Genomic DNA, 25,524 nt, shown 5'->3' on the forward strand with positions numbered 1-25,524 from the left:
ACGCACCAGACGCCGCGGGGCCGCCCTTCGGGCGACGACGGGAATGTGACGACACCCCCTAGGGCGCCACTGCCCGGCCCCGGCCGCCCGGGGCCGTGCCGCTACGCGGGCGTGGGCTCCGTCGTACGGCGGGTCGTGGTGGCGATCGTGGCCGAGCCGACGACGCGCGTCCCGTCGTAGAGCACGATCGCCTGGCCGGGGGCGACGCCGCGGACCGGCTCGGCGAAGGTGACCGTGAGCTCCCCGGCCACCAGGGCGGCCGTCACCTCGGTCTCGCCGCCGTGGGCGCGCAGCTGGGCCGTGTAGCTTCCGGGGCCCTCGGGGGCCGTGCCGCACCAGCGGGGCTTGATCGCGGTGAGGGCGGTGACGTCCAGGGCCTCGGCGGGGCCGACCGTGACCGTGTTGTTCACGGGCGAGATGTCGAGGACGTAGCGGGGCTTGCCGTCGGCGGCCGGGTGGCCGATCCGCAGGCCCTTGCGCTGGCCGATGGTGAAGCCGTAGGCGCCCTCGTGGGTGCCCACCTTGGTGCCCGCCTCGTCGACGATGTCGCCCTCGGCCTTGCCCAGGCGGGAGGCGAGGAAGCCCTGGGTGTCGCCGTCGGCGATGAAGCAGATGTCGTGGCTGTCGGGCTTCTTCGCGACCGCGAGTCCGCGCCGCTCGGCCTCCGCCCGGATCTCGTCCTTGGTGGTGAGGGTGTCGCCGAGCGGGAACATCGCGTGCGCGAGCTGCTTCTCGTCGAGGACCCCGAGGACGTACGACTGGTCCTTCGCCATGTCGGAGGCGCGGTGCAGCTCGCGCGTGCCGTCGTCGTTCAGGACGACCGTGGCGTAGTGCCCGGTGCAGACCGCGTCGAAGCCGAGGGCGAGGGCCTTGTCGAGCAGCGCCGCGAACTTGATCTTCTCGTTGCAGCGCAGGCAGGGGTTGGGCGTGCGGCCGGCCTCGTACTCGGCAACGAAGTCGTCGACGACGTCCTCGCGGAACCGCTCGGCGAGGTCCCACACGTAGAACGGGATGCCGATGACGTCGGCGGCCCGGCGCGCGTCGCGCGAGTCCTCGATCGTGCAGCAGCCGCGCGCTCCGGTACGGAAGGACTGCGGGTTCGCGGAGAGCGCGAGGTGCACGCCGGTGACGTCGTGGCCCGCCTCGGCGGCCCGGGCGGCGGCGACGGCGGAGTCCACACCGCCGGACATGGCGGCAAGTACCCGGAGGGGCTGGGTGCGGGGGCGCGGGGGCGAAGTCTCAGTCATAGCCCTACCAGGGTACGGGGCCCGGGAACCAAGGTCGCGGGAGTAAGCGTTCTCTGGTGCATGGGGAGCAGGGGAAGCGGTTCGGACAGGCGGGTGGGGCGGCGCGCCGTGCTGCTCGGCGGCGGGGTCGCCGTGCTGGGCACCGCCGCGCTGGCCAGGGACGAGCTGGCGCGCGCGTGGTGGCGGCTGCCGGGGATGGAGAAGAAGCGGGTCGAGGGCGAGCTCGACCACAAGGGCGCCGAGTGGACGTCCGCGGCGCGGGCGAACTGGCGGCGGGCCGACCGGCCGGACGACTACGTCATAGACCGGGTCGTGATCCACGTCGTGCAGGGCAGCTACGCGACCGCGCTGAAGGTCTTCAAGAACCCGGGGCACGGGGCCGCCGCGCACTACGTGGTCCGCAAGGACGGCCATGTGGCGCAGATGATCCGCGAGCTCGACGTGGCGTTCCACGCGGGGAACCGCGACATGAACGAGCGGAGCATCGGCATCGAGCACGAGGGCTTCGTCGACCGGCCGCAGGACTTCACGGCGGCGATGTACGCGGGGTCGGCGCGGCTGACGGCCGACATCTGCGCGCGGTACGGGATACCGGTGGACCGGGAGCACATCATCGGGCACGTGGAGGTCGAGGGCACCGACCACACCGACCCCGGTCCGCACTGGGACTGGGACCGCTATCTGCGGCTCGTGCGCGAGGCGTCGAAGAAGCCGGTGTGACGGGGGTCGGGCCCGCGCGGCCGGGGGGCCCGGGCCTCAGCTGAGGCCCGCGGTCCTCGCCCGCTCCACGGCCGGGCCGATGGCCTCGGCGACCGCCGTCACGTCCTCCTCGGTGGAGGTGTGGCCCAGGGAGAAGCGCAGGGTGCCGCGGGCCAGATCCGGGTCGGTGCCGGTGGCGAGCAGGACGTGGCTGGGCTGGGCGATGCCGGCGGTGCAGGCGGAGCCGGTGGAGCAGGCGATGCCGGCGGCGTCGAGCAGCAGGAGCAGGGAGTCGCCCTCGCAGCCCGGGAAGGTGAAGTGGGCGTTGGCGGGGAGCCGCTCGACGGGGTCGCCGCCGAGGATCGCGTCGGGGACGACCGTACGGACGGCGCTGACCAGCTCGTCGCGCAGGGCGCCGACCTCTCGGGCGAACTCCTCGCGGCGCTCGGTGGCGAGCCGGGCGGCGACGGCGAAGGAGGCGACGGCCGGCACGTCGAGGGTGCCGGAGCGGACGTGCCGCTCCTGGCCGCCGCCGTGCAGGACGGGTACGGGGGTGTACTCGCGGCCGAGGAGCAGGGCGCCGATCCCGTACGGGCCGCCGATCTTGTGGCTGGAGACGGTCATCGCGGCGAGGCCGGAGGCCGCGAAGTCGACGGGGACCTGGCCGACGGCCTGGACGGCGTCGGCGTGCAGGGGGACGCCGAACTCGGCGGCGGCGTCGGCGAGTCCGCGGACCGGCATGACCGTGCCGATCTCGTTGTTCGCCCACATGACGGTGGCGAGGGCGACGGAACCGGGGTCGCGGGCGATGGCCTCACGGAGGGCCTCGGGGTGGACGCGGCCGTAGCGGTCGACGGGGAGGTACTCGACGTCGGCGCCCTCGTGCGTGGCGAGCCAGTCGACGGCGTCGAGCACGGCGTGGTGCTCGACCGGACTGGCGAGGACGCGGGTGCGGCGGGGGTCGGCGTCGCGGCGGGACCAGTAGAGGCCCTTCACGGCGAGGTTGTCGGCCTCGGTGCCGCCGGAGGTGAGGACGACCTCGCTGGGCCGCGCGCCGAGCGCGGCGGCGAGCATCTCGCGCCCTTCCTCGACGGTCCGCCGGGCGCGTCGGCCGGCGGCGTGCAGGGAGGAGGCGTTGCCCGTGACGGCGAGGTGGGCGGTCATCGCCTCGATCGCCTCGGGCAGCATGGGCGTGGTCGCGGCGTGGTCGAGGTAAGCCATGGTGGGTCGATTCTACGAGTCGACCGCGGCGGCCCCGGCGCCTGGCCGGTTTACGCTCCCGTTCAGGCCGGGGGCCGGGGACTTCCGCCCTCGGATCCGGCCTGAACGGCAGGAACCCTCAGCCGCGCGGGGCGCGGGCCAGCTGGCGGGACTGGGCCACCAGGCGGTCGGCGCTGTCCCAGACCTCGGCGTCCTCCTCCAGGAAGCCGCCGGCGAGGTTGCGGGTGGTGATCGAGACACGCAGGGGGCCGGGGGCCGGGCGGCAGCGGATGTGGGTGGTGAGCTCCACGGTCGGGGTCCAGCCCTTGAGGCCGAGCTCGAAGGAGGTCGGCGGCAGCGCGTCGACGGTGAGCAGCAGCGAGAGCGCGTCCGGCTCGCGGCCGTCGGCGAGGCCGAACCAGGCCCGCATCTCGCCCTTGCCGGACGGGGCGCCGACGGCCCAGCCCACGCAGGCCGGGTCGAGGCGGAGGTCCAGGCGGTCGGCGATGGCGGAGGAGCCGGGGATCCTCGGCGCCGGGTTGTCGGCGGCGCTGAAGCAGTTCTCGATCGCGGCCATCGCGGGCGGCGTCGCGGTGGTGCGGACGTCGTCGGGGAGGGCGTCGAGGTCTCCGTACGAGGCGAGGACGCGGATGCGCTCGACCTCGGTGCCGTCCTCGGCGTACTGGAAGAGCGAGGCCTGTCCGGTGGAGAGGGTCCGGCCGGTACGGACGGTCTCCGTCCGGATCACCGCGGGGCCGGGCACGGACGGCGTGAGGTAGTGCGCCGAGATCGTGAACGGGTCGGAGTGCGGGAGGTGGTCGCCGAGGGCGCGGCCGAGCAGGGCGAGGAGGTAGCCGCCGTTGACGGCCTGGATGATCGTCCAGCCGGCGGAGAGGTCGGCGTCGTAGACGCCGGGGGCCCGGAGGGTGACGGCGGTGTCGCGGTCGAACTCGCTCGCGGCGGCGATGGCGGCCGTCGCGGCTGCGGTCGTCTCGGTGCTCGTGCTCATGGTTCCGACGGTACCGCAGCTCGTTACTGAGCGGTAGCTTTTCCTGGTTCCTCGCGCGCGGAGGAGCGGCGGTTCCAGGCGCGGGGCGCGCGCCAGTGGTAGCGCATCGCGAGGAGCCGGAGCACGAAGGCCGTGAGGACGGCGGCGCCGCTGGTGAAGGCGTTGAGCATGTCGAAGCGGATGCAGAGGACGACCATCGTCGCGCCGACGATCGCGGGGACGGCGTACAGGTCGCGGTCCCAGCGGAGCAGGGACGGCACCTCGTTGGCGAGCACGTCGCGCAGGACGCCGCCGCCGACGGCGGTCGCGAGCCCGAGCGCGGCGGAGGAGGTGAGACCGAGGCCGTAGTCGTACGCCTTCGTCGTGCCGGTCACGCAGAAGAGGCCGAGGCCCGCGGCGTCGAAGACGTTGACGGCGGTCTGGGTCCGCTCGACCTCCGGGTGGAGGAAGAAGACGAGGACGGTCGCGACGAGCGGCATGACGAAGTAGCCGAGGTCGGTGAAGGCGGCGGGGGGTACGGCGCCGATGATCAGGTCGCGGAGGAGGCCGCCGCCGAGGGCGGTGACCTCGGCGAGGACGGCGATGCCGAAGACGTCGAAGTTCTTGCGGACGGCGAGGAGGGCGCCGGAGATGGCGAAGACGAAGATGCCGATGAGGTCCAGGGCGTGCTGGACATCGGGGCTGAACAGATCGTGGAGCACCGCCCAATTGTGCCGGGTGCGGTCGCGTGGGTCGGGCCGTGGCGGGTGGCGCGGCCCGTGCGGGCCAGGCCTCCGGGGCCGGACCGGCACCCTGTGCGCAGCGCGGCCGATCGTGCGGGTCGGGGCACCGGGGGCGGAGGCGCCCGCAGGGGCGCCGTCCCGTGGGCGACGCGTTCACGCGCCCGCGGGAGCATGCCGGAGGCCCCTGCCGCAGCTGCGGCAGGGGCCTCTCGGTGTCACGCCTTCGGCGAGTCGGGCTCCGACTCCGGCTCGGGCTCCGGCTCCGCCGGCGTCTCCGCCTTCGTGGCCTCCGCCGGCGTCTCCGACGGCTTGGCCTTCGTGATCTCGACCGACTCCCGGGCCACCGGGATCGTCAGGCTTTCCGCGTTCTCCGGGTGGTGGCAGGCCACTCGCTGGCCCGGCCGGAGCTCGACCAGCGGGGGTTCCTGCGTGCGGCAGACCTCCGTCGCCTTCCAGCAGCGGGTGTTGAAGCGGCAGCCCGGCGGCGGGGCGATCGGGGACGGGACGTCGCCGGTGAGCAGGATGCGCTCGCTCTTGGCGCCCCGGCGGCGCGGGTCCGGGATCGGCACCGCGGACATCAGGGCCCGGGTGTACGGGTGCATCGGGTTCTCGTACAGGGACTTGCGGTCCGCGAGCTCGACGATCTTGCCGAGGTACATCACCGCGATGCGGTCCGAGACGTGCCGGATGACCGAGAGGTCGTGCGCGATGATCACGTACGTGAGGCCGAGCTCCTGCTGGAGGTCGTCCAGCAGGTTGACCACCTGGGCCTGGATGGAGACGTCCAGGGCCGACACCGGCTCGTCCGCCACGACCAGCTTCGGCTTCAGGGCCAGGGCGCGGGCGATGCCGATGCGCTGGCGCTGGCCGCCCGAGAACTCGTGCGGGTAGCGGTTGTAGTGCTCGGGGTTGAGGCCCACCAGACCCAGGAGGCGCTGGACCTCCTTGCGCACGCCGCCCTCGGGCTCGACGCCCTGGAGCTTGAAGGGCGCGGAGACGATCGTGCCGACCGTGTGGCGCGGGTTCAGCGAGCCGTACGGGTCCTGGAAGATCATCTGGATGTCGCGGCGGAACGGGCGCATCCCGCCGACTCCCAGGTGGGAGATGTCCTTGCCCTGGAACTCGACCGTGCCGCCGGTCGGTTCGAGCAGCCGCGTGATGAGCCGGCCCATCGTGGACTTGCCGCAGCCGGACTCGCCGACCACGCCGAGCGTCTCACCGGGCAGGACCTCGAAGTCGATCCCGTCGACCGCCTTGACCGCACCGGTCTGGCGCTGGAGAAGCCCCTTCTTGATGGGGAAGTGCTTCTTCAGGCCGGTGACCTTGAGGAGGGGTTCCATGGTCTCGCTCACAGTTTCGGCGCAATCTCTTCGGTCCAGATCCGGGTGCGCTCCTCCTGCGGCATGTGGCAGGCCGAGAAGTGGCGGTCGCCGGCGAGGGCCAGCTCGGGCCGCTGGGTGCGCGTGATGCCGCCCTTGGGGACGTCCGCGTACGGGCAGCGGGGGTTGAAGGCGCAGCCGCTCGGGATGTTGATCAGGCTGGGCGGGTTGCCCTTGACCGGGATGAGCCGCTCGGTCTGCTCGCGGTCGATCCTCGGCATCGAGCCGAGCAGGCCCCAGGTGTAGGGGTGCTGCGGCTCGTAGAAGACCTGCTCGGCCGGGCCGCGCTCGACGCAGCGCCCGCCGTACATCACGAGGATGTCGTCGGCGAGCTCGGCGACGACGCCGAGGTCGTGGGTGATGATGACGACCGCCGAGCCGAACTCCTTCTGGAGGTCCCGCATCAGGTCGAGGATCTGCGCCTGCACCGTCACGTCGAGCGCGGTGGTCGGCTCGTCCGCGATGAGCAGTTCGGGGTTGTTGACGAGCGCCATGGCGATCATCGCGCGCTGGCGCATGCCGCCGGAGAACTCGTGCGGGTAGTTGTCGAACCGCTTGGCCGGCTCGGGGATGCCGACCCGGTCGAGGAGCTCGATGGCCCGCCGCTTCGCGGTCTTCTTGTCGACCGGGTGGTGGACGCGGTACGCCTCCACGATCTGGTGGCCGACCGTGTAGTACGGGTGCATCGCGGACAGCGGATCCTGGAAGATCATCGCCATCTCGCGGCCGCGCATCCGGCGGACCTCGTCGGGGTCGGCGGAGAGCAGCTCGCGGCCGTTCAGCCAGATCTCGCCGGAGATCCGCGCCTTCTGGCGGCCGTACTGGCCCACGGTGTGCAGGCCCATGATGCCGAGCGAGGTCACCGACTTGCCGGAGCCGGACTCGCCCACGATGCCGAGGGTCTTGCCCTTCTCCAGCTGGAAGCTGAGGCCGTCGACCGACTTGACCAGACCGTCGTCGGTCGGGAAGTGGATCTTCAGGTCGCGCACGTCGAGGAAGGCGTCGGACGGGGCGCCCGAGGACACGACCGGCTCTCCGGGCGCCGCGCCCGTCTTCGTCAGCTTGTCGGTCATGCGAGCCTCACTCGGGGGTCGATCACCGCGTACAGGAGGTCCACGACGAGGTTGGCGATGACCACACAGGCGGCGGTGATGAGGGTGACGGCCAGGATCAGCGGCAGGTCACGCTCGCTCACGCCCTTGATGGCCAGGCCGCCGAGGCCGTGGAGGCTGAACGCGGTCTCGGTCAGGATCGCGCCGCCGACGAGGGCGCCGAGGTCCATGCCGAAGATGGTCAGGATGGGGGTCATGGTGGAGCGCATCGCGTGCTTGCCGAGCACGACGGGCTCCGGCAGACCCTTGGCCCGGGCGGTACGGATGTAGTCCTCGCCGAGGACCTCCAGCATGGTGGCGCGGGTGAGCCGCGCGTACATCGCCGCGTACAGGAAGGCGAGCGTCACCCAGGGCAACAGCAGGCCGCCGAACCAGCCGGTGAAGGACTCGGTGATCGGCGTGTACGAGGCGTCGACCCACTGGAGCTGGGTACGGAAGACGAGCATCGCCAGCATGGCGGTGAAGAAGATGGGGAGCGAGACGCCCGCGAGCGCGGTGATCATCGCCGCCCGGTCGATGATCGTGCCGCGCTTGAGCGCGGAGATCACACCGGTGGAGACACCCAGGACCAGCCACAGCACCGCGGCGCCGATGACCATGGAGAGGGTGACGGGGAAGGCGTCGACCAGCATCGTCCACACGTCCTGCTCGGTGCGGAACGAGTAGCCGAAGCAGGGCATCGCGCAGTGGATGGTGTCGCCACCGCCCGTGTAGTCCCGGCCGACGAAGATGCCGGAGACGAAGTGCCAGAACTGAACCAGGATCGGCTCGTCCAGGCCCAGCTTCTGACGGATGCCCTCAATGGAAGCCGGATCCGCCTGCTTGCCGACGAACATCGCGGCAGGGTCGCTGCCGGTCATCTTGGGGATGAGGAAGAAGATGCTGAGCGTCACGAGCGTGACGACGAGCAGCATCACGACGACTGCGAAGAGCCGTCGGATTATGTATGCAAGCATGCGGTCGGCCGGTCGGCGGCCGGGGGACCCGATCGGGTCCCCCGGCCGCCGCCCTCGGCCATCACCTGCCCTTCGGACCTGGCGGCGGGTGGTGCGCCGGTGGAGCGGGTCGGATTACTTGACGACGCCGAGCGACGCGTAGTCGTAGCGGCCGTTGTAGGCGTCCGCCGTGTAGACGTTGGTCAGCCGGGAGCTGCGCCAGATGATGTTCTTCTCGTGGGTGAAGGGCAGGTAGACCGCGGCCTCCGACACCTTCGTGTTGATCTGCTTGTAGAGCTCGCCGGCCTTGTCGGGGTCGGTCTCCTTCAGCGCCTGGTCGAAGAGGCCGTTGACGGCCTTGTCGTTCAGCTCGGAGAAGTTGTTGTTACCGCTCTGGAGGATGAAGCGGCCGTCGACCAGCGGCTGGAGGAAGCCCTGGCCCGACGGGAAGTCGGCGCCCCAGCCCATGATGATGATGCCGTAGCCCTTGTCCTTGACGACCTTCGGCGAACCGATGATGCCGGAGGTCTGGGCGCCGTCGAACTGGTCGATCTGGGCGTCGATGCCGACGGCCTTCAGCGACTGCTGGAGGGACTCGGCGGTCGCGATCTCGATCTTCTTGTTGTTGCGGACCGCGATCGTGGTCTTGAAGCCTTCCGGCTTACCGCACTTCTTGAGGGCTTCCTTCGCCTTGGCGATGTCCGGCGCACCGGCGAGCTTGCCGTACGGGTCGGCCTTCGCGTCGGCACCCTTGATCGCCGGCGGCAGCATGTTGGTGGCGATGTCGCCACCGGCCTGCGGGCCACCACGGGCGGTCTGGAGGGACTTCGAGTCGGCCGCGTAGATGATGGCCTTGCGGCACTCGATGTTGGGGATCACCGTCTGCGGGAAGACCGCGTAGCGGATGAAGCCCGTCTGCGGGTTGTCGACGTTGCCCTTGTGCTGCTGGAGCACCTTCTGGCGCGCGGCGGCGCCGACACCCGTCGCGTTGATGTCGAGGTCGTACTCACCCTCGACCAGACGGTTGTCCATGTCGTCGGCGTTCGTGGTGAACGTGACGCTGATCTTGTCCGGCAGGGCCTTGCGGATGGTGTCCGTCTTGGAGTCCCACTTGTCGTTGCGGACAAGCTTGATGGACTTGTTCGGGGTGTACGACTCCCACTTGTACGGACCGGAGGAGAAGGGCTTCAGCTGGTACTTGGCCTTGGTGTCCTTGTCCTGGCGGACCGGGGACGCGGCGGGCATGGCCAGCATCTGCAGGAAGTCACCGTTGGCGACCGGCAGCTTGAAGATGATGGTCTTGTCGTCCGGGGTCTCGATCGCCTTCAGGCCGAGCTTGTCCGCGGAGGTGTCCTTGTAGGGACCCTTGTACTCGCCCTTGGGGTCGAGGACCTGCTGGAGGTAGATCGGGCCGCCGGAGATGACGTCCTGGGCCCAGATGCGCTCGATGCCGTACTTGATGTCCTTGGAGGTGATCGGCTTGCCGTCCTCCCAGGTCACCCCGTCCTTCAGCGTGAAGGTGTAGGTGAGGCCGTCGGCCGAGACCTTGCCGGCGTCGGTGGCGAGGTCCGGGACGAGCTCGGTGGAGGCCGCGCCCGGCTCGGACTTGAAGGTGACCAGCTGGCGCGTGTAGTAGCGCGCGAAGTCCCACACGAAGCCGTAGTAACCGCGCTGCGGGTCCCACGAGTCGGCCTCCTGCGAGCCGATGAACTTCAGCTCGCCACCCTTCTTGTCCGAGGGGTTGGCGACCTTGTTCACGGCGGCGTTGAAGCCGGCGGCGCCCTTCGGGCCCTTGTCGCCGGTCTTGCTGCCACCGTCACCGCCGCACGCCGTGGTGACGACCATCGTGGCCGCCGCGAGCAGCGCGCCCGCGGCGATTCTGCGCCTCTGAGAGCTCATCAGAGTCATGGGTCTCGCAACCTCCGGAGTAGAGACGGCCGTCATGTCGGTCCGCCGTTGGGGGATGAGCCTCCTGTCGCCAGCGGCAGGGGCGGGTCTGTGTGGTGTCGTGGGCCGTCGGTGAAGCGGTCAGCGGGAGCCCTTCGGGTCGAGCGCGTCACGCACGCCGTCGCCGAAGAGGTTGAACGCCAGGACGGTGATGAAGATCGCGAAGCCGGGGATCACCATGAAGATGGGGTCGGCCTCGTAGGTGGTGATGGCCGTCGACAGCATCTGGCCCCAGGAAGCGGTGGGAGGCTTCACACCCGCGCCGAGGAAGCTGAGGGCCGCTTCGGTGAGGATGTTGGTGGGGATCATGAGGGTCGCGTAGACCATGATCGGGGCGATCAGGTTGGGCAGCAGCTCACGGCGCAGGATGTAGAAGCGGCCGGCGCCCAGGCTCTGGGCGGCCTCGATGTACTCGCGGTTGCGCAGCGAGAGGGTCTGGCCGCGGACGATGCGGCCGACGTACGGCCAGCCGAAGAAGCCGATCACGAGCACCAGGGCGGCGATGCGCACGCCCGAGCCGTCGAGGCCGAGGAGCTGGTTGGGCAGCACCGAGACCAGGGCGATCGTGAAGAGCAGCTGCGGGAAGGCGAGCATGACGTCCATGACGCGGCTGAGGGCGGCGTCGATCCAGCCGCCGAAGTAGCCGGCGATGATGCCGAGGACGGTGCCGAGGACGACCGCGAAGACCGCCGCGAGGAAGGCGACGAGCAGCGAGATCCGGGCGCCGTAGACGATCCGGCTGAAGACGTCACGGCCGTTGACCGGCTCGACGCCCAGGAGGAAGTCGGAGCTGATGCCGCCCCACGACCCGATCGGCGTACCGAAGAGCGGGTCGATCTGGTCCTCGTGGAACTCGTCCGGCGGGTGGCCGAGCAGGCCGACGATGACCGGGGCGAAGACCGCGACCAGGATGAGGAAGACGACGACGAAGGCGCCGGCGAGGGCGAGCTTGTCGCGCTTCAGCCGGGTCCAGGCGATCTGCCAGGGCGAGCGGCCCTGGATCGCCTTGGTGTCGGTGCCGGAGTTGTCCGGTGTGCCGGGAGCGTCGGGCGTGCCGACGACGGTGGCGGTCGACTCGCCCGCACTCGTCTCGTGCAGTGGTGCCGTCATCGTGGTGAGGACCCCTCTCGGCCGCGGGTAGCCGGCCCTTGCCCGCCGCGGGTAGCGGCTTGGTGGAACAACCTGCTGGGCACCGGCTCGAAAGGAGCCGAACGCCCTGTGTTCCGGGGAGTCTTCAATGCGTTCGCGATCACCCGCCAGCCCTGACGGGGAATGTTTGCTCAAACGTGATGCGGTGCTGCGACTTCCGTTATCCGGACGTCGTGATCACCTGAGCGGACCATCTCGGGTCCTCTTCGCCACAATCGGACATGTCGCACAACTGGGCGTTCGAGGTGCGTTATTGGGGCGAACAACGGCCTCCGGAGAGAACTCCGGAGGCCGGTGGGGTGGGAGGCGAGAAGGGTGGCGTCTCAGTATCCGGACGGGGCCGGCGGCGGGTAGCCGTAGCCCGGCGCGGGGGCGGATCCGCGTCCCGCGTGCGCCTCGCGGTCGTAGAAGGGGCGCGCGTGGGCGCCCAGCCAGAGGGCCACCGGGTCGTACGCGTCGGAGAGCGCGACCGTCGAGACGGGCAGGCCGTCGGGGACGGCGGAGATCGACTGGCGCATCATCGCGCGGACGGAGTCGACGGCGGCCGCGGAGTTGTCGTACAGGTCGAGTCCGACGGCGAGGTACGGGGAGCCGAGCGCGGGCTGCACCCAGCCGCGGCGCAGCGAGCGGACGGCCGGGGTGCGGTGCGCGTTCTGCGTGAGCAGGGCGTAGAACTGCGGAATCTCCAGCGCGGGTTCGCTGACGCGCAGAGGCCCTGCGGGCATCCGGTCGAGGCCGGTGGCGATGCGGCGCAGGTCGGCCCAGGGGATGCCGACGCCGCCGCCGGGAGCGTGCGGATTCAGCCAGATGCCCCAGCGGTCGGGGTAGAGGGCGCGGGCCATCTCGCGGCCGGTGACGAGCTCGTGGGCGCGGTTCCAGCCGGAGGCGGCGAGCTCCTGGGCGGAGGTGACGCAGGGCGCGTAGCCGAAGCCGTCGACCTCCATGTTCCCGTACTGGGCGTCGGGCGAGCCGGGAGAGCCCTGCCAGAGCAGCATCCAGACCTCGCCGTCGGCCAGGGCGTGCAGCAGCCTCTCGTACGCGTCGTAGCGTCCGGGTGCCACCTGGCGCAGCATGTGCTCGACCCCTCCGGTCGCAGCGGTGCTCGACGCGCTCACCCTGGGTCCCGCCCCTCTTCCGTTCACCACATCCGTCCAGCCGCCGGTTCGGTTCGGCTGGGATCGGTCCAGTTCAGTTCAGCTTAAACAAGGTGCCGCTCACCCGGCGGCGCGCTGGTAGAAGGGGCGTACCCGCTCCAGCATCCAGTCGCCGACCGGATCCTGCGCCATGTCGAGCAGGATGAGGTTGACCGGCCAGGCGGCCTCGACACGCCCGAGGGCCCGGCCGAGGGCGTCCAGGGGGGCGTTGCGGTCGACGCCGTCCCAGGCGACGAGCTGGACGCCGATGAAGAGGGCGGGTTCGGTGCCCTCGACGCTCGCGAGGACGCGGCGGGCGGTGGTGACGACTCCGGTGGCCTCGAACTCGGCGGAGGCGGCGGCGAGGAAGTCGACCGGGTCGTCCTGCCAGTCGGGCTCGAAGAGCCGGACGCGGCCGCCGCTGGCGGGGCCGTCGAGCGGGGTGCGGCCGGTGCGGCAGAGCTCCGCGACGGCGGGCGGGGGCAGCGGGACGCCGACGGTGCCACCGGGGTTCACGGCGATGCCGAGCTGCGGGGGCAGGCCGCGGGCGAAGTCGCGGGCGGGGGCGACGGTGTAGGACATGTGGGTGCCGACACAGGCGAGGAACTGCTGCTCGGAGCTGAAGACGGGGACGAAGGCCGCGCCGTCGATCTCCATGGTGGCGAGGTCCAGGTCGGCGCTCTCGGCACTGCCGCCGTTGGGCAGGGGCACCCAGACCGGGCTGCGTCCCAGCACCTCGACCAGTCGGCCCCCTGCGGCGGGGTTGCCGAGCGAGGCGGCCAGCACCTCTTCGAGCTCATTGCCCGGCCACGTCACGTCCACGGTCCCTCTTCCCCTGTCTCGCGGGTGCGCGCCCTCCCGCGCCGCCCCGCAGCACCCTAACGCCGCCCTGACGCCGCTGTGGCCAAAAGCAGGGGGTACGAGTGAGGGGCGGCCCACACCGAGCGGCCCCGTCACGCGCGCACGGGCCCCGTCACGTGCGCACGGGGCCCGTCCCGTGCGCACGGCGCCTCAGGCCGCGTCGCGGAAACCGATCTTCCGGAGGGCGTCCGCGGAGTCCCGGTCGAGCAGGGTCGCCGAGGCGCAGCCGTGCGGCAGGCCGCCGGACTCGGCGGCCTTCAGCATCCGTCCGACGGCCCGCCGGTGCCGGGCGAAGGCGTACGCGGAAACTCCGCGGCCCCGGGCGCGCTGGCCGTCCCGCGCGGTGTCCGGGGTGACGTCGAGCAGGACCAGGTGCAGGGCCGCGCCGCGGCGTCTCGCCTCGCGGGCGAGCCAGCCGCGCACCCAGGACTGGGTGCCGCAGTCGTGCACGATCACGCTCGCGCCGGAGCGCAGGGCGCTGCGCAGCCCGGCGTAGTGCGCGATCCGGACCAGGGGGCGGTAGACCGCGTACGGCAGGAGGCGCGGCATGCGGGCCTCCCAGCGCTCGCGGGCGTCCTGGGAGTCGATGCCCCGGCCGTCGGCGGCGCGCTTCATGAGGGTGGACTTGCCGCTGCCGGGCAGCCCGGACACGACGACGAGGTCGCCGGCCGCGAAGGTGAGGTCCCGGGGCCCCCGGCCGCCGCGCTCGCGCAGGTCCCTCAGGATCCGGCCACGGCGTCGGGTCCCGGCGCGCGCCTTGGTGCGGGCCCGGGCGCGCTGGGGCGGTATGCCGGTACCCGTCGCGTATGCGCCGGTGTGCTGGATCCTCATCGTTGCTCCCCCTGCCGGGCCTCGGGAGACCCTTGCCCACAAAGTGTAAAGAAGCGGTAATGAGATACAAGTGATGTGCCGCGCGGAGGTCGCGTGCAATGATGTGCGCGCCAGGCGCGCACAGTCGCCACACAACCTCATACCGGCCGCTCGAATCCGCGCGGGAGAGTTCCGGACCGCCTCAGGCGTCCGGACGCCGAAGGAGCAAGACCCTCCCTTGAATCTCTCAGGCCCCGTACCGCGTGGATGAGGCAGATCTGAAAAGCGGGACACCCTGCCGTGTCCCCACCCAAGGTGCAAGCCGATCTCTCGTTGACGAGATGCTCTCGGTGAACCTCTCAGGTTCCATGACAGATGGGGAGGACGTCCTCGCCCGTCATGTGTTTCGTCACCGAACCGCCCTTGGGATCCGGGAGCCACCCCATGAGCACTGCCCCCCGTCTGACCGCCCTCGATGCGCTGCATCGTTCGCTGGGCGCGACCATGACCGACTTCGCGGGCTGGGACATGCCGCTGCGCTACGCCAGCGAGCGGGACGAGCACGTCGCCGTCCGGACCAAGGCGGGCCTCTTCGACCTCTCCCACATGGGTGAGATCACCGTCACGGGTCCGCAGGCCGTGGAGCTCCTCGACCACGCCCTCGTCGGCAACATCTCCACGGTGGGCGTGGGCCGCGCCCGCTACACGATGATCTGCCAGGAGGACGGCGGCATCCTCGACGACCTGATCGTCTACCGCCTCGGCGAGACGGAGTACATGGTCGTCGCCAACGCCTCCAACGCGCAGATCGTCCTCGACGCGCTGACCGAGCGCGCGGCCGGCTTCGACGCCGAGGTCCGCGACGACCGTGACGCGTACGCGCTGATCGCGGTCCAGGGCCCGGAGTCCCCCGGCATCCTGAAGTCGCTCACCGACGCCGACCTGGACGGCCTGAAGTACTACGCCGGCCTCCCCGGCACCGTCGCGGGCGTGCCGGCCCTCATCGCCCGTACCGGCTACACGGGCGAGGACGGCTTCGAGCTCTTCCTGAAGCCCGAGCACGCCGAGGGCGTCTGGAAGGCGCTGACCGAGGCGGGTGCCCCGGTCGGCCTCATCCCCTGCGGCCTGTCCTGCCGCGACACGCTCCGCCTGGAGGCGGGCATGCCGCTGTACGGCCACGAGCTGACGACCGCCCTCACCCCCTTCGACGCCGGTCTCGGCCGGGTCGTCAAGTTCGAGAAGACGACCAACGACGGCCGCTTCGTCGGCCGCGAGGCGCTCGAGAAGGCCGCCGAGCGCGCCGAGACCGCCCCGCCGCGCAAGCTCGTCGGCCTGGTCGCCGAGGGCCGCCGGGTCCCGCGCGCCGGTTTCTCGGTCGTCAAGGACGGCGTGGTGATCGGCGAGGTGACCTCCGGCGCCCCGTCCCCGACGCTCGGCAAGCCGATCGCGATCGCCTACGTGGACGCGGCGCACGCCGCTCCGGGCACCGAGGGTGTAGGTGTGGACATCCGCGGCACCCACGAGCCCTACGAGGTCGTGGCGCTGCCGTTCTACAAGCGCCAGAAGTGACGCAGTCGTCTCACCCCGGGTCTCACCCCGCGAGACCCACGTTCATCAGTACTCCCCCGATCCAGGAGAATCAGGTCATGAGCAACCCCCAGCAGCTGCGCTACACCAAGGAGCACGAGTGGCTGTCGGCCGCCGAGGACGGCGTCGCGACGGTCGGCATCACCGAGTTCGCGGCCAACGCGCTCGGTGACGTCGTCTACGCCCAGCTCCCCGAGGTCGGCTCGACCGTCACCGCGGGCGAGACCTGTGGCGAGCTGGAGTCGACGAAGTCCGTGAGCGACCTGTACTCCCCCGTCTCGGGTGAGGTCGTCGCCGCCAACCAGGACGTGGTGGACGACCCGTCGCTGGTGAACACGGCTCCGTTCGAGGGTGGCTGGCTGTTCAAGGTACGTGTCGCGGGCGAGCCGGACGAGCTGCTCTCCGCCGACGAGTACACCGCGTTCTCCGCCGGCTGAGACCGGGCCCGAGACCCCTAGGGATCGATTCATGTCGCTTCTGAACACTCCCCTCCACGAGCTGGACCCCGACGTCGCCGCCGCCGTCGACGCCGAGCTCCTTCGCCAGCAGTCCACCCTCGAGATGATCGCCTCGGAGAACTTCGCTCCGGTCGCGGTCATGGAGGCCCAGGGCTCCGTCCTCACCAACAAGTACGCCGAGGGCTACCCGGGCCGCCGCTACTACGGCGGCTGCGAGCACGTCGACGTGGCCGAGCAGATCGCGATCGACCGGGTCAAGGACCTGTTCGGCGCCGAGTACGCCAACGTCCAGCCGCACTCCGGCGCCTCCGCGAACCAGGCCGCCCTCTTCGCGATCGCCCAGCCGGGCGACACGATCCTGGGTCTGGACCTGGCGCACGGCGGCCACCTCACCCACGGCATGCGCCTGAACTTCTCCGGCAAGCAGTTCAACGTCGTCGCGTACCACGTGGACGAGGCCGGTCTGGTCGACATGGCCGAGGTCGAGCGCCTCGCCAAGGAGCACCGCCCGAAGGTCATCATCGCGGGCTGGTCCGCCTACCCGCGTCAGCTGGACTTCGCGGAGTTCCGCCGGATCGCCGACGAGGTCGAGGCCAAGCTGTGGGTCGACATGGCCCACTTCGCGGGTCTGGTCGCGGCCGGTCTGCACCCGAACCCGGTCGAGTACGCGGACGTGGTGACCTCCACCACGCACAAGACGCTCGGCGGCCCCCGCGGCGGCATCATCCTCGCGAAGAAGGAGTTCGCGAAGAAGCTGAACTCCTCGGTCTTCCCCGGTTTCCAGGGCGGCCCGCTGGAGCACGTGATCGCGGCCAAGGCCGTCTCCTTCAAGGTCGCGGCCTCGGAGGACTTCAAGGAGCGCCAGCAGCGCACCCTGGACGGCGCCCGCCTCCTCGCCGAGCGCCTGGTCCAGGACGACGTCACCGCGCACGGTGTCTCGGTCCTGTCCGGCGGCACGGACGTGCACCTGGTCCTCGTCGACCTGCGCAACTCGGAGCTCGACGGCCAGCAGGCCGAGGACCGTCTCCACGAGGTCGGCATCACGGTCAACCGGAACGCCGTTCCGAACGACCCGCGCCCGCCGATGGTCACCTCGGGTCTGCGCATCGGCACGCCGGCGCTGGCGACCCGCGGTTTCGACACCGAGGACTTCACCGAGGTCGCCGACATCATCGCGGAGACCCTGAAGCCCGGCTTCGACGGCGAGAAGGCCGAGGCCCTCAAGGCCCGGGTGACCGCGCTGGCCGACAAGCACCCGCTGTACCCCGGCCTGAAGTAATTTCGTACGCTCTTCGTACGCTTTAGTTCCGATTGCGTTCGTACGGAACCTCTGGGGCACCGCGCACACTGGACAGTGAGCGCGGTGCCCCGCCCCATGATCAACGTTTCTGCACCACCCCGGCAGACAACGGCGTCTAGCCCCCCACAAGGAGTCCCCCGTGGCCATCTCGGTCTTCGACCTGTTCTCGATCGGCATCGGCCCGTCCAGCTCCCACACGGTGGGCCCGATGCGCGCGGCCCGGATGTTCGCCCGCCGCCTCAAGAACGAGGGCCTGCTCGCCCACACGGCGGCCATACGGGCGGAGCTGTACGGCTCCCTGGGCGCGACCGGCCACGGCCACGGCACCCCCAAGGCGGTGCTCCTCGGCCTGGAGGGCAGCTCGCCCCGCACGGTGAACGTGGAGACCGCGGACGACGAGGTCGAGCGGATCAAGTCGAGCGGCCGGATCAACCTCCTCGGCGCGCACGAGATCCCCTTCGACTTCGACGCCGACCTGATCCTGCACCGCCGCAAGGCGCTCCCGTACCACGCCAACGGCATGACGATCTTCGCGTACGACGCCGAGGGCGCGCTCGTCCTGGAGAAGACCTACTACTCGGTCGGCGGCGGCTTCGTCGTGGACGAGGACGCGGTCGCGGGCGAGAACCCGATCGTCCCGGACGACACCGTCCTGAAGTACCCCTTCCGCACGGGCGACGAGCTGCTGCGCCTCGCCAAGGAGACCGGTCTCTCGATCTCCTCGATGATGCTGGAGAACGAGAAGGCCTGGCGCACCGAGGACGAGATCCGCGCCGGGCTCCTGGAGATCTGGCGGGTCATGCAGGCCTGCGTCTCGCGCGGCATGACCCGCGAGGGCATCCTGCCGGGCGGCCTGAAGGTGCGCCGCCGCGCCGCGAACACGGCCCGCAAGCTGCGCTCCGAGGGCGACCCGGCGGCGCTTGCGATGGAGTGGATCACCCTCTACGCGATGGCCGTGAACGAGGAGAACGCGGCGGGCGGCCGGGTGGTCACCGCCCCGACGAACGGCGCGGCCGGCATCATCCCGGCGGTCCTGCACTACTACACGAACTTCGTGCCCGGCGCCGACGAGGACGGCATCGTCCGCTTCATGCTCGCGGCCGGCGCGGTCGGCATGCTCTTCAAGGAGAACGCCTCCATCTCCGGCGCCGAGGTCGGCTGCCAGGGCGAGGTCGGCTCGGCCTGCTCGATGGCGGCGGGCGCGCTCGCCGAGGTCCTCGGCGGCACCCCGGAGCAGGTGGAGAACGCGGCCGAGATCGGCATGGAGCACAACCTGGGCCTGACCTGCGACCCGGTCGGCGGCCTCGTGCAGATCCCGTGCATCGAGCGGAACGGCATGGCGGCGGTCAAGGCGGTCACGGCCGCGAAGATGGCGATGCGCGGCGACGGCAGCCACCTGGTCTCCCTCGACAAGGTCATCAAGACCATGAAGGAGACGGGCGCGGACATGAGCGTCAAGTACAAGGAGACCGCCCGCGGCGGTCTCGCGGTGAACATCATCGAGTGCTGAGGCCCCAGGCCGAGAACGAATCCCCCGACCGGTGCGCGACCGGTCGGGGGATTCGTCTTCTACAGCGGGCATGGGCGTGCAACCGGATCGACGCGGTGGCCGCCTCCGCCCGCCGGTCACCACCCCTCCGGCAGCGGCCTTGTCCCCGACGGGCGAAAGACCGATCACTCACCGTCCGAGGCCTGTAGTGTCCGCGTCATGACCACGCAGACAGAGACCACCGACGCGGAGTGCCTCGCCCTCACGCGCGGGCTGCGCCGCCGCGGCGCGATCGTCCTTGCCGTCTTCGGTCTCGTCTGGGCCCTCGCGGGGGGTTCGGGGATCGCGGCAGGCCCGGTGTCGGTCGCCGTCGGTGTCCTCGGGGTGGTCGTGGCGGCGGGTGCGGTCGTGGTGGCCTTCCGGGGGACCCGGGGGCCGGTGAACCGGCTGGTGCGGCTGCCGGAGAAGTGGAACCGCGGGGTCGGCCTGGTCAACGGTGCCGAGCTGCTGGCGATCTTCGCGGTGATCGCCGCGTCGAACGCCTCGGGCCACGCGGAGTTCATCCCGGTCGGGATCTGCCTCGTCGTCGGTCTGCACTTCTTCCCGCTGGCGCGCCTCTTCGACCAGCCGCAGTACACGTGGACGGCCGGCCTCCTGACGGCGGTCTCGCTGGTGGGCCTCGGCGTCCTCGCGGCCGGAGGCAGCGCGGAGACGGTCCGCGCGGTGGTGGGCCTGGGCGCGGCGCTCGTGCTGTGGGGCTCGTCGTTCCACGTCGCCCTGCGGGGTTAGGGCCTGACCCGGTGACCGAGCCCCGGGCGGGCGGCAGCTCAGGCCGGCGCCGCCTGCCCGGGCGCGCGGATCAGGCCTTGTTGTAGTGCGCCCAGAACTCGTCCCAGGACAGGACGCCGTCGCCGTTGGCGTCGCGCTGCTTGATGAGGACCTCGGCGACCGCCTCGGTGACGTTGAAGTCGCCGTGGCGGGCCATGAGGCTCTTGTACTCCGCGGCGGTGATGAAGCCGTCGCCGTCCGCGTCGAACTGGTTGAATGCCGTGCGTGCCGACTCGATGTCCGCCACTGCTTCCGCCCCTTCTTGGTGCTTCTCTGACGGGGGTCAGATTAGCGGGCCCGCTCCTGCCGGATGATGGCGGTATGAGCAGCGAAGTGGCACGGATCCTGGCGGGGGCGGCACGGGGGGAGTTCCCGCCCCCGGACGGCGCCACGACGGTGGTGAAACGATCGACCTGCTGACGATGGCCGACGCCCTGCCGGGCCCTCCCCCGCTGGAGCTCGGCCTACCGGAAGACGCCGGTGTGGCCGAGGGAGTAGCGGCCGGGCTGGGGGTAGACGGCGAGGCCGTGGGGGCCGCCGCCGACGGGGATGCGGGCGAGCTGTTCGCCGCTGGTCGTGTCGATGGCGTACACCTCGGAGTCGTAACGCCCGGAGAGCCACAGGACCTTGCCGTCGGCGGAGACGCCGCCCATGTCGGGTGAGCCGCCGTCCGGGAGCCACCACTTCTTGGTGAGCTTGTTCTTCGCGAAGTCGAAGACGGAGATCGAGCCCTCGCCGCGGTTGGGGACGTACATCTCGCGGGAGTCCCGGCTGACGTAGAGGCCGTGGGCGCCCTTGCCGGTGGGCATCAGGGTCGGGGTGGTGAACTTCTCGCCGTCCAGGACCCACATGCCGTGGGCCATCATGTCGGCGATGTAGAAGGTCTTGCCGTCCGGGGAGATCTTCACGTCCTGCGGCATGGCGCCCGCGAAGGGCAGTTTCTGCTGGCCGATCACCTCCATCTTCTCCGTGTCGACCTTGAGGAGTTCGCCGGAGAACTCGCAGGAGACGACGAAGTAGCGACCGTCGGCGGAGAAGTCGGCGTGGTTGACGCCGTAGCAGCTCACCGGGACGGTCTTCTTCCGCTCCATGGTGTGCGGGTCGCGGAAGACGAGTTCGCGGTCGAGGGAGGCCATGACGATCGCGTACTTGCCGTTGGGCGTGAAGTAGAGGTTGTACGGGTCGTGGACCTCGACCGGCTTGCCCGCGATGCCGGTGGCGGGGTCGATGGGGGTGAGGGTGTGGCCCCGGTTGTTGTTGACCCAGAGGGTCTTCATGTCCCAGGAGGGCACGACGTGCTGGGGCTGGACGCCGACGGGGATCGTCTCGACGACCTGGTAGGTGGTGGGGTCGATGACGGAGACGGTGTTGGAGTTGGTGTTGGGGACGTAGACCCGGGAGGGGAAGTTCCTGACGACCGGGGAGAGCTTGTTCGGCCGGTCGGCGGCGTAGACGTCGTTGGGGTCGAGGAGCGGCGGCATGCCGGGGAGTCCGGCGGGGGCCGCGGCGGGCTTGCGCACGGCGGGGGCGGCGGCCTTCTTGACCCCGGTGGCGCCGTTCTCGGCCCGGTCGGCGCCGCCGCAGCCCGCGAGGGTGACGAGCAGGGCCGTGGCGAGGAGGGCTCCGCTGCGGGCGGTGAGGTGTGCCATCAGGTCAGCAGCTCCGTGGTGGTGACCGCGCGCAGTCCGCGGCGGTCGAGGTCGGCGAGGAGGAGGGGCAGCGCGGCGGCGGTGTCCGGATAGCCGAAGTGCAGGCTGACGACCGAGCCGGGCCGGAGGGGGCCGGTGACGTTGCGGAGGATCGCGGTGGCACCGGGCGAGGTGTGGTCGAGGGAGTCGACGTCGTACGAGAGGGTGTGCGGGTATCCGGCGCGGTGGGCGGCGCGCAGGACGGCCGGGGAGGCGTGCTGGGTCCTGGAGGGGCGGAACCAGGTGCCGACGGAGCCGGTGAGGCGGCGCAGCCGGGTGGCGCAGGCCTCGATCTCGGCGTGGGCCTCCGCCTCGGTCATGGTGTTGATGTCGGTGTGGTGCTGGGTGTGGTTGCCGAGGTCGTGGCCGCCGTCGAGGACGCGGCGGGCCATGCCGGGGTGTTCGTCGAGCCAGCTGCCGACGGCGAGGACGGTGACGCGGGCGCCGGCCTTCTCCGCCTGGCCGAGGAGGGTGCGGGCGAGGGCGGGGTCGCCCTGGCCGTGGAAGGTGAGGGCGACGCGGGGCCGGTCGCGGGGCCCGTGGGCGATCTCGGCGGGCCGGCCGGGGAAGCGGCGCGGGGCGGGGGCGACGGCCGGGGCGGCGGCGGGCGCCGTGCCCGGGGCGGCTCCGGGGCGGCGGGCGGCGGGGCGGGGCTCCGTGCCGCAGCCGGTGGCGAGGGCTCCCGCGAGGGCGGCGGCCGCTCCCACCCGGAGGGCGCCGCGGCGGTCGGTCGGCTTCACGCGACCAGTAAAGAAGGATGTCGACCGAATCGTGATGATTAGGCCAATTCAGGACGTTTGCGGGCCGCTCCCAGGCGTCCAGCATGCGGACGAGCCGGGGAAACAATCGATGAACCGCATAGCCATTCAATGTTTGCAAGGCGAGTGCCGCAGGTCACCAATGATTCATAGAGAATCAATCCCTATTTGACCGATTTCGTCCCGGTAGGGACTTTTGGCTACGAGGCCACCTGTCTGTCATAGTCGGAGACACGACCCCCATTGACCCGGGCAAGGTCGACATAGCACCGCGGATACACCCCCCCGTCCGCGGCGCAGCAGACGAGAGCCCCCAGGCGCCCCACCACGGCGGACGGGGGCTTTCGTGCGTCCGGGGGCGGAGCTGCCGGACGCACGCGGCCGGGCCGGCGGGTGCGGTCAGGCGCGGTCGGCGACGCGCATCTCGAACCAGGTCGTCTTGCCGCGCGGCGCGAGGTCCACGCCCCAGCGGTCGGAGAGCTTGTCGACGAGGAAGAGCCCCCGGCCGCTCGTGTCGAGCTCGCCCACGGGCATCAGACACGGCAGCCCGCGCGAGGGGTCGCGGACCTCGATCCGGATCCAGCCGCGCCGCCGGTGCATCCGCAGTGCGAAGGACCGGGCGCCGGTGTGCCGGACGGCGTTGCCGACGAGTTCCGAGACGAGCAGCACCGCGTGCTCGGCGATCTGCGGGCCGAGGCCCCACTGGCGCAGGACCACACCCTGGGTGAGCCGGCGGGCCACCCAGGCGGACTCGGGACGGGACGGCAGCCGCACGTCCCCCTCGGCCGGGTTCCCGTACAACTCCAGTACGTCGGCGGCCTGTTCGTCTTCCACGGCCGGTGACCACCGTGCGGCGGCGGCGCTGCCGCGCTGCCACGGTTGTTCCGTACCCTCCAGGCCCGCCATGCCCCCCATCATGGCCGTACGGAGCCGTCCGCGGGGGCCGTTCCGGCGGAATCGGCCCCCTCGGAGAACGGCTCAAGGGCGCCCCCGGACAGGCTCTAGGCGAACTTCGCCTTGCCCGGGCCCTCCTCGACGAAGCTGCGCATCCCGTTCTCACGGTCCGCGGTCGCGAACAGGCCCGCGAACCAGGTGCGTTCGATCGCGAGACCGGTGTCGATGTCGGCCTCCAGACCCTGGTCCACGGCCTCCTTCGCGGCCCGCAGGGCGACCGCCGGGCCCTGGGCCAGCTTCGCGGCCCAGGCGTGTGCCTGCTCGTACACCTCGGCGGCCGGGACGACCCGGTCGACCAGGCCGAGCGTGAGGGCCTCGTCCGCCTTCACCATGCGGCCGGTGAAGATGAGGTCCTTGGCGCGGGAGGGGCCGATCAGCCGGGAGAGCCGCTGGGTGCCGCCCGCGCCGGGGATGAGCCCGAGCAGGATCTCCGGCTGGCCCAGCTTCGCGTTGTCGGCGGCGATCCGGTAGTCGGCGCAGAGCGCGAGCTCGCAGCCGCCCCCGAGGGCGTAGCCGGTGACGGCGGCGACGACGGGCTTCGGGATGCGGGCGATCGCCGTGAAGGCGTCCTGGAGGGCGCGCGAGCGCTTGACCATGGCCACGTGGTCCATGACCTGCATCTCCTTGATGTCCGCGCCGGCCGCGAACACCTTCTCCCCGCCGTAGATGATCACGGCCCGCACGTCGTCGCGGTCGGTCGCCTCCTGGGCCAGGTCGCGCAGCCGGTCCTGGGTGGCGATGTCGAGGGCGTTCATCGGAGGGCGGTCGAGGCGGATCGTGCCGACGCCGTCGGCGACTTCGAGGTTCACAGTCATGAGGGAAGGTTAGTCGGCGTTAACGGAGAGGGGCCCGGTGCTGTTGCTCACAGCGCCGGGCCCCTCTCACGAATCTCACGAACGACTTACTTGGTCCACTCCGACCACGGCATGTTCCAGCCGTTCAGGCCGTTCTCCGGCTGGATCTGCTTGTCCTTGGAGTTCTTGACGACGATCACGTCACCGATGATCGAGCGGTCGTAGAACCAGGCGGCCGGGGTCGAGCTGTCGCCCGCGCCGCGCGTGTCCGACAGGCCGACGCAGCCGTGGCTGACGTTGGAGGAGCCGAAGGTGCTCTTCGGCGCCCAGTAGTTGCCGTGTACGAAGGTGCCCGAGGTGGAGAGCCGCATCGCGTGCGGGACGTCCTTGATGTCGTACTCGCCGCCGAAGCCGACCGTGGCCCCGTTCATGCGGGTCACCTTGTACTTCTCGCTGATGACCATCTGACCGTTGTACGTGGTCGTCGACGGGGCACCCGCGGTGATCGGCAGCGTCTTGATGATCGAGCCGTCCCGCTCGATCTTCATCGTCTTGGCGCTCGCGTCGACGGTGGAGACCTGACGGCGGCCGATGGTGAAGGTGATCGTCTTCTTCTGCTTGCCGTAGACGCCCGGCCGGCCCTCGACGCCGTCCAGGTTGAGGTCGACGGTGACCTTGGTGCCCGCGGCCCAGTACTCCTCCGGGCGGAAGTCGAGGCGGTCGTTGCCGAACCAGTGACCCTCGATCTCGACGGCCGGCTGGGCCGTCACCTTGATGGCCTTCTCCACGGCGTCCGGGTCGGTGATGCCCCGGGTGAAGTTGATGGAGACCGGCATGCCGACGCCGACGGTCGAACCGTCCTCCGGCGTGTAGTGGCCGATGAAGGTGTTCTTCGGGACCAGGGTGGTGAAGGTGGTGTCCTTCGCCGACTCGCGGCCCTCGGCGTCCTTCGCGACGGCGTGGACCTTGTACTGGGTCCCCGCGGACAGGTGGGCGGTGGGCGCCCAGCTGGCACCGTCGGCCGCGATCTTGCCCTCGATCGGGGTGCCCTTGGAGTCGGCGACCGTGACCGTGGCCAGCTTGCCCTGCTCGGCGGTGACCTTGAGGGCCCCGCTGGTGGCGACCGAGTCGGCGCCGTCCTTCGGAAGGATCGTCACGACCGCCTGGGAGGCCGCGTTCTCCGCCTTGCCGCTCCCCTGCGACGCCGGGTCCTGGCCCCCCTTGGCGCCGCCGGTCTCGCCGCCGCCGCAGGCGGTGAGCACGAGGAGCAGAGCCCCCGCGGCCAGCGCCTGCAGACGGACGCCCCCGCGTCGTCGGCCGCGCCGGCCCGTCGCTCCTACCGATGCCCCCGATATCGGCTGCCCGTTCACTGTGGTCGTCTCCCCTCGCACGGCCTGGCACTGCCACGGCCCCACCCCCGTGCGCATCCGCTCGCGCACACGGCGCTAGATAATCACACCGCAGG

General features: G+C 71.1%; 24 protein-coding genes and 2 riboswitches. Of the genes, 6 read left to right on the top strand and 18 right to left on the bottom strand.

Features of this window, described 5'->3' with window-relative positions; all coding sequences use genetic code 11:
- Positions 1 to 101: 101 nt before the first annotated feature.
- On the bottom strand, positions 102 to 1,247 hold the full coding sequence (gene mnmA / locus IE124_RS19965; RefSeq protein ID WP_189509211.1) for a tRNA 2-thiouridine(34) synthase MnmA: 1,146 nt from the start codon (positions 1,245 to 1,247) through the stop codon (positions 102 to 104).
- 60 nt (positions 1,248 to 1,307) lie between these two features.
- Here mnmA and IE124_RS19970 point away from each other — a divergent pair, with 60 nt between their 5' ends.
- Positions 1,308 to 1,967 (top strand): N-acetylmuramoyl-L-alanine amidase, encoded by a 660-nt coding sequence (locus tag IE124_RS19970; RefSeq protein WP_189509212.1) that lies wholly within the window; start codon positions 1,308 to 1,310, stop codon positions 1,965 to 1,967.
- Positions 1,968 to 2,003: 36 nt separating this feature from the next.
- On the opposite strand, the gene IE124_RS19975 is transcribed toward IE124_RS19970, so the two are convergent.
- The 11 genes from IE124_RS19975 to IE124_RS20025 form a co-directional block, all read right to left on the bottom strand.
- Positions 2,004 to 3,167: a cysteine desulfurase family protein gene (locus IE124_RS19975; protein ID WP_189509213.1), complete on the bottom strand. Its 1,164-nt coding sequence runs from the start codon at positions 3,165 to 3,167 to the stop codon at positions 2,004 to 2,006.
- A 118-nt stretch (positions 3,168 to 3,285) separates the two neighbouring features.
- Positions 3,286 to 4,155: a thioesterase family protein gene (locus IE124_RS19980; RefSeq protein WP_189509214.1), complete on the bottom strand. Its 870-nt coding sequence runs from the start codon at positions 4,153 to 4,155 to the stop codon at positions 3,286 to 3,288.
- Between the two features lie 23 nt (positions 4,156 to 4,178).
- Positions 4,179 to 4,856, bottom strand: coding sequence for a trimeric intracellular cation channel family protein (locus IE124_RS19985; protein ID WP_189509215.1), 678 nt, complete (start codon positions 4,854 to 4,856; stop codon positions 4,179 to 4,181).
- Positions 4,857 to 5,092: 236 nt separating this feature from the next.
- The gene (locus tag IE124_RS19990; protein ID WP_229832654.1) at positions 5,093 to 6,217 is read right to left on the bottom strand and encodes an ABC transporter ATP-binding protein; all 1,125 of its coding nucleotides are present in this window, start codon (positions 6,215 to 6,217) and stop codon (positions 5,093 to 5,095) included.
- A gap of 8 nt (positions 6,218 to 6,225) precedes the next feature.
- Entirely contained in the window at positions 6,226 to 7,329 is a 1,104-nt protein-coding gene (locus tag IE124_RS19995) for an ABC transporter ATP-binding protein (protein ID WP_189509217.1), read from the bottom strand.
- Positions 7,326 to 8,324, bottom strand: coding sequence for an ABC transporter permease (locus tag IE124_RS20000; protein ID WP_189509218.1), 999 nt, complete (start codon positions 8,322 to 8,324; stop codon positions 7,326 to 7,328). The genes IE124_RS19995 and IE124_RS20000 overlap by 4 nt, the downstream gene beginning before the upstream one ends.
- Before the next feature lie 114 nt (positions 8,325 to 8,438).
- Positions 8,439 to 10,211 (bottom strand): ABC transporter substrate-binding protein, encoded by a 1,773-nt coding sequence (locus IE124_RS20005; RefSeq protein ID WP_189509219.1) that lies wholly within the window; start codon positions 10,209 to 10,211, stop codon positions 8,439 to 8,441.
- 120 nt (positions 10,212 to 10,331) lie between these two features.
- Positions 10,332 to 11,360, bottom strand: coding sequence for an ABC transporter permease (locus IE124_RS20010; protein ID WP_189509220.1), 1,029 nt, complete (start codon positions 11,358 to 11,360; stop codon positions 10,332 to 10,334).
- A gap of 362 nt (positions 11,361 to 11,722) precedes the next feature.
- Positions 11,723 to 12,514, bottom strand: a complete 792-nt coding sequence (locus tag IE124_RS20015; protein WP_189509221.1) for an enhanced serine sensitivity protein SseB C-terminal domain-containing protein — start codon at positions 12,512 to 12,514, stop codon at positions 11,723 to 11,725.
- Positions 12,515 to 12,613: 99 nt separating this feature from the next.
- On the bottom strand, positions 12,614 to 13,354 hold the full coding sequence (locus IE124_RS20020) for an enhanced serine sensitivity protein SseB (RefSeq protein ID WP_189509222.1): 741 nt from the start codon (positions 13,352 to 13,354) through the stop codon (positions 12,614 to 12,616).
- A gap of 189 nt (positions 13,355 to 13,543) precedes the next feature.
- Positions 13,544 to 14,224 carry an AAA family ATPase gene (locus tag IE124_RS20025; RefSeq protein ID WP_189509223.1) on the bottom strand — a complete coding sequence of 227 codons (681 nt, stop codon included), beginning with the start codon at positions 14,222 to 14,224 and terminating at the stop codon, positions 13,544 to 13,546.
- Between the two features lie 151 nt (positions 14,225 to 14,375).
- A riboswitch (glycine riboswitch) is annotated at positions 14,376 to 14,475 on the top strand.
- Position 14,476: 1 nt separating this feature from the next.
- A riboswitch (glycine riboswitch) is annotated at positions 14,477 to 14,588 on the top strand.
- 59 nt (positions 14,589 to 14,647) lie between these two features.
- Between IE124_RS20025 and gcvT the strand changes: the two genes are divergently transcribed.
- From gcvT to IE124_RS20050, 5 genes are all read left to right on the top strand, one after another.
- A complete protein-coding gene (gcvT, locus tag IE124_RS20030; protein WP_189509224.1) occupies positions 14,648 to 15,772 on the top strand; it encodes a glycine cleavage system aminomethyltransferase GcvT in 1,125 nt (374 codons plus the stop codon).
- Between the two features lie 77 nt (positions 15,773 to 15,849).
- Positions 15,850 to 16,227, top strand: coding sequence for a glycine cleavage system protein GcvH (gcvH, locus tag IE124_RS20035; protein WP_024756552.1), 378 nt, complete (start codon positions 15,850 to 15,852; stop codon positions 16,225 to 16,227).
- A gap of 31 nt (positions 16,228 to 16,258) precedes the next feature.
- The gene (gene glyA / locus IE124_RS20040; protein ID WP_229832629.1) at positions 16,259 to 17,527 is read left to right on the top strand and encodes a serine hydroxymethyltransferase; all 1,269 of its coding nucleotides are present in this window, start codon (positions 16,259 to 16,261) and stop codon (positions 17,525 to 17,527) included.
- 160 nt (positions 17,528 to 17,687) lie between these two features.
- Positions 17,688 to 19,058, top strand: coding sequence for an L-serine ammonia-lyase (locus tag IE124_RS20045; RefSeq protein WP_189509225.1), 1,371 nt, complete (start codon positions 17,688 to 17,690; stop codon positions 19,056 to 19,058).
- Between the two features lie 198 nt (positions 19,059 to 19,256).
- Positions 19,257 to 19,826, top strand: a complete 570-nt coding sequence (locus IE124_RS20050) for a hypothetical protein (protein ID WP_189509226.1) — start codon at positions 19,257 to 19,259, stop codon at positions 19,824 to 19,826.
- Positions 19,827 to 19,896: 70 nt separating this feature from the next.
- Here IE124_RS20050 and IE124_RS20055 read toward each other — a convergent pair whose 3' ends face one another.
- The 6 genes from IE124_RS20055 to IE124_RS20080 form a co-directional block, all read right to left on the bottom strand.
- Positions 19,897 to 20,112: an EF-hand domain-containing protein gene (locus IE124_RS20055; protein WP_189509227.1), complete on the bottom strand. Its 216-nt coding sequence runs from the start codon at positions 20,110 to 20,112 to the stop codon at positions 19,897 to 19,899.
- Positions 20,113 to 20,329: 217 nt separating this feature from the next.
- A complete protein-coding gene (locus tag IE124_RS20060) occupies positions 20,330 to 21,514 on the bottom strand; it encodes a YncE family protein (RefSeq protein WP_189509228.1) in 1,185 nt (394 codons plus the stop codon).
- A complete protein-coding gene (locus IE124_RS20065; RefSeq protein ID WP_189509229.1) occupies positions 21,514 to 22,293 on the bottom strand; it encodes a polysaccharide deacetylase family protein in 780 nt (259 codons plus the stop codon). Before IE124_RS20065 ends, IE124_RS20060 begins: the two co-directional genes overlap by 1 nt.
- Before the next feature lie 417 nt (positions 22,294 to 22,710).
- Positions 22,711 to 23,217 (bottom strand): ATP-binding protein, encoded by a 507-nt coding sequence (locus IE124_RS20070; RefSeq protein ID WP_189509230.1) that lies wholly within the window; start codon positions 23,215 to 23,217, stop codon positions 22,711 to 22,713.
- Between the two features lie 95 nt (positions 23,218 to 23,312).
- Positions 23,313 to 24,080: an enoyl-CoA hydratase/isomerase family protein gene (locus IE124_RS20075; protein ID WP_189509231.1), complete on the bottom strand. Its 768-nt coding sequence runs from the start codon at positions 24,078 to 24,080 to the stop codon at positions 23,313 to 23,315.
- An 86-nt stretch (positions 24,081 to 24,166) separates the two neighbouring features.
- The gene (locus IE124_RS20080) at positions 24,167 to 25,429 is read right to left on the bottom strand and encodes a L,D-transpeptidase (protein WP_189509232.1); all 1,263 of its coding nucleotides are present in this window, start codon (positions 25,427 to 25,429) and stop codon (positions 24,167 to 24,169) included.
- Positions 25,430 to 25,524 lie beyond the last annotated feature (95 nt).

This window comes from Streptomyces narbonensis (genome assembly GCF_014649015.1).
In the GTDB taxonomy this organism is placed as follows: domain Bacteria; phylum Actinomycetota; class Actinomycetes; order Streptomycetales; family Streptomycetaceae; genus Streptomyces; species Streptomyces narbonensis.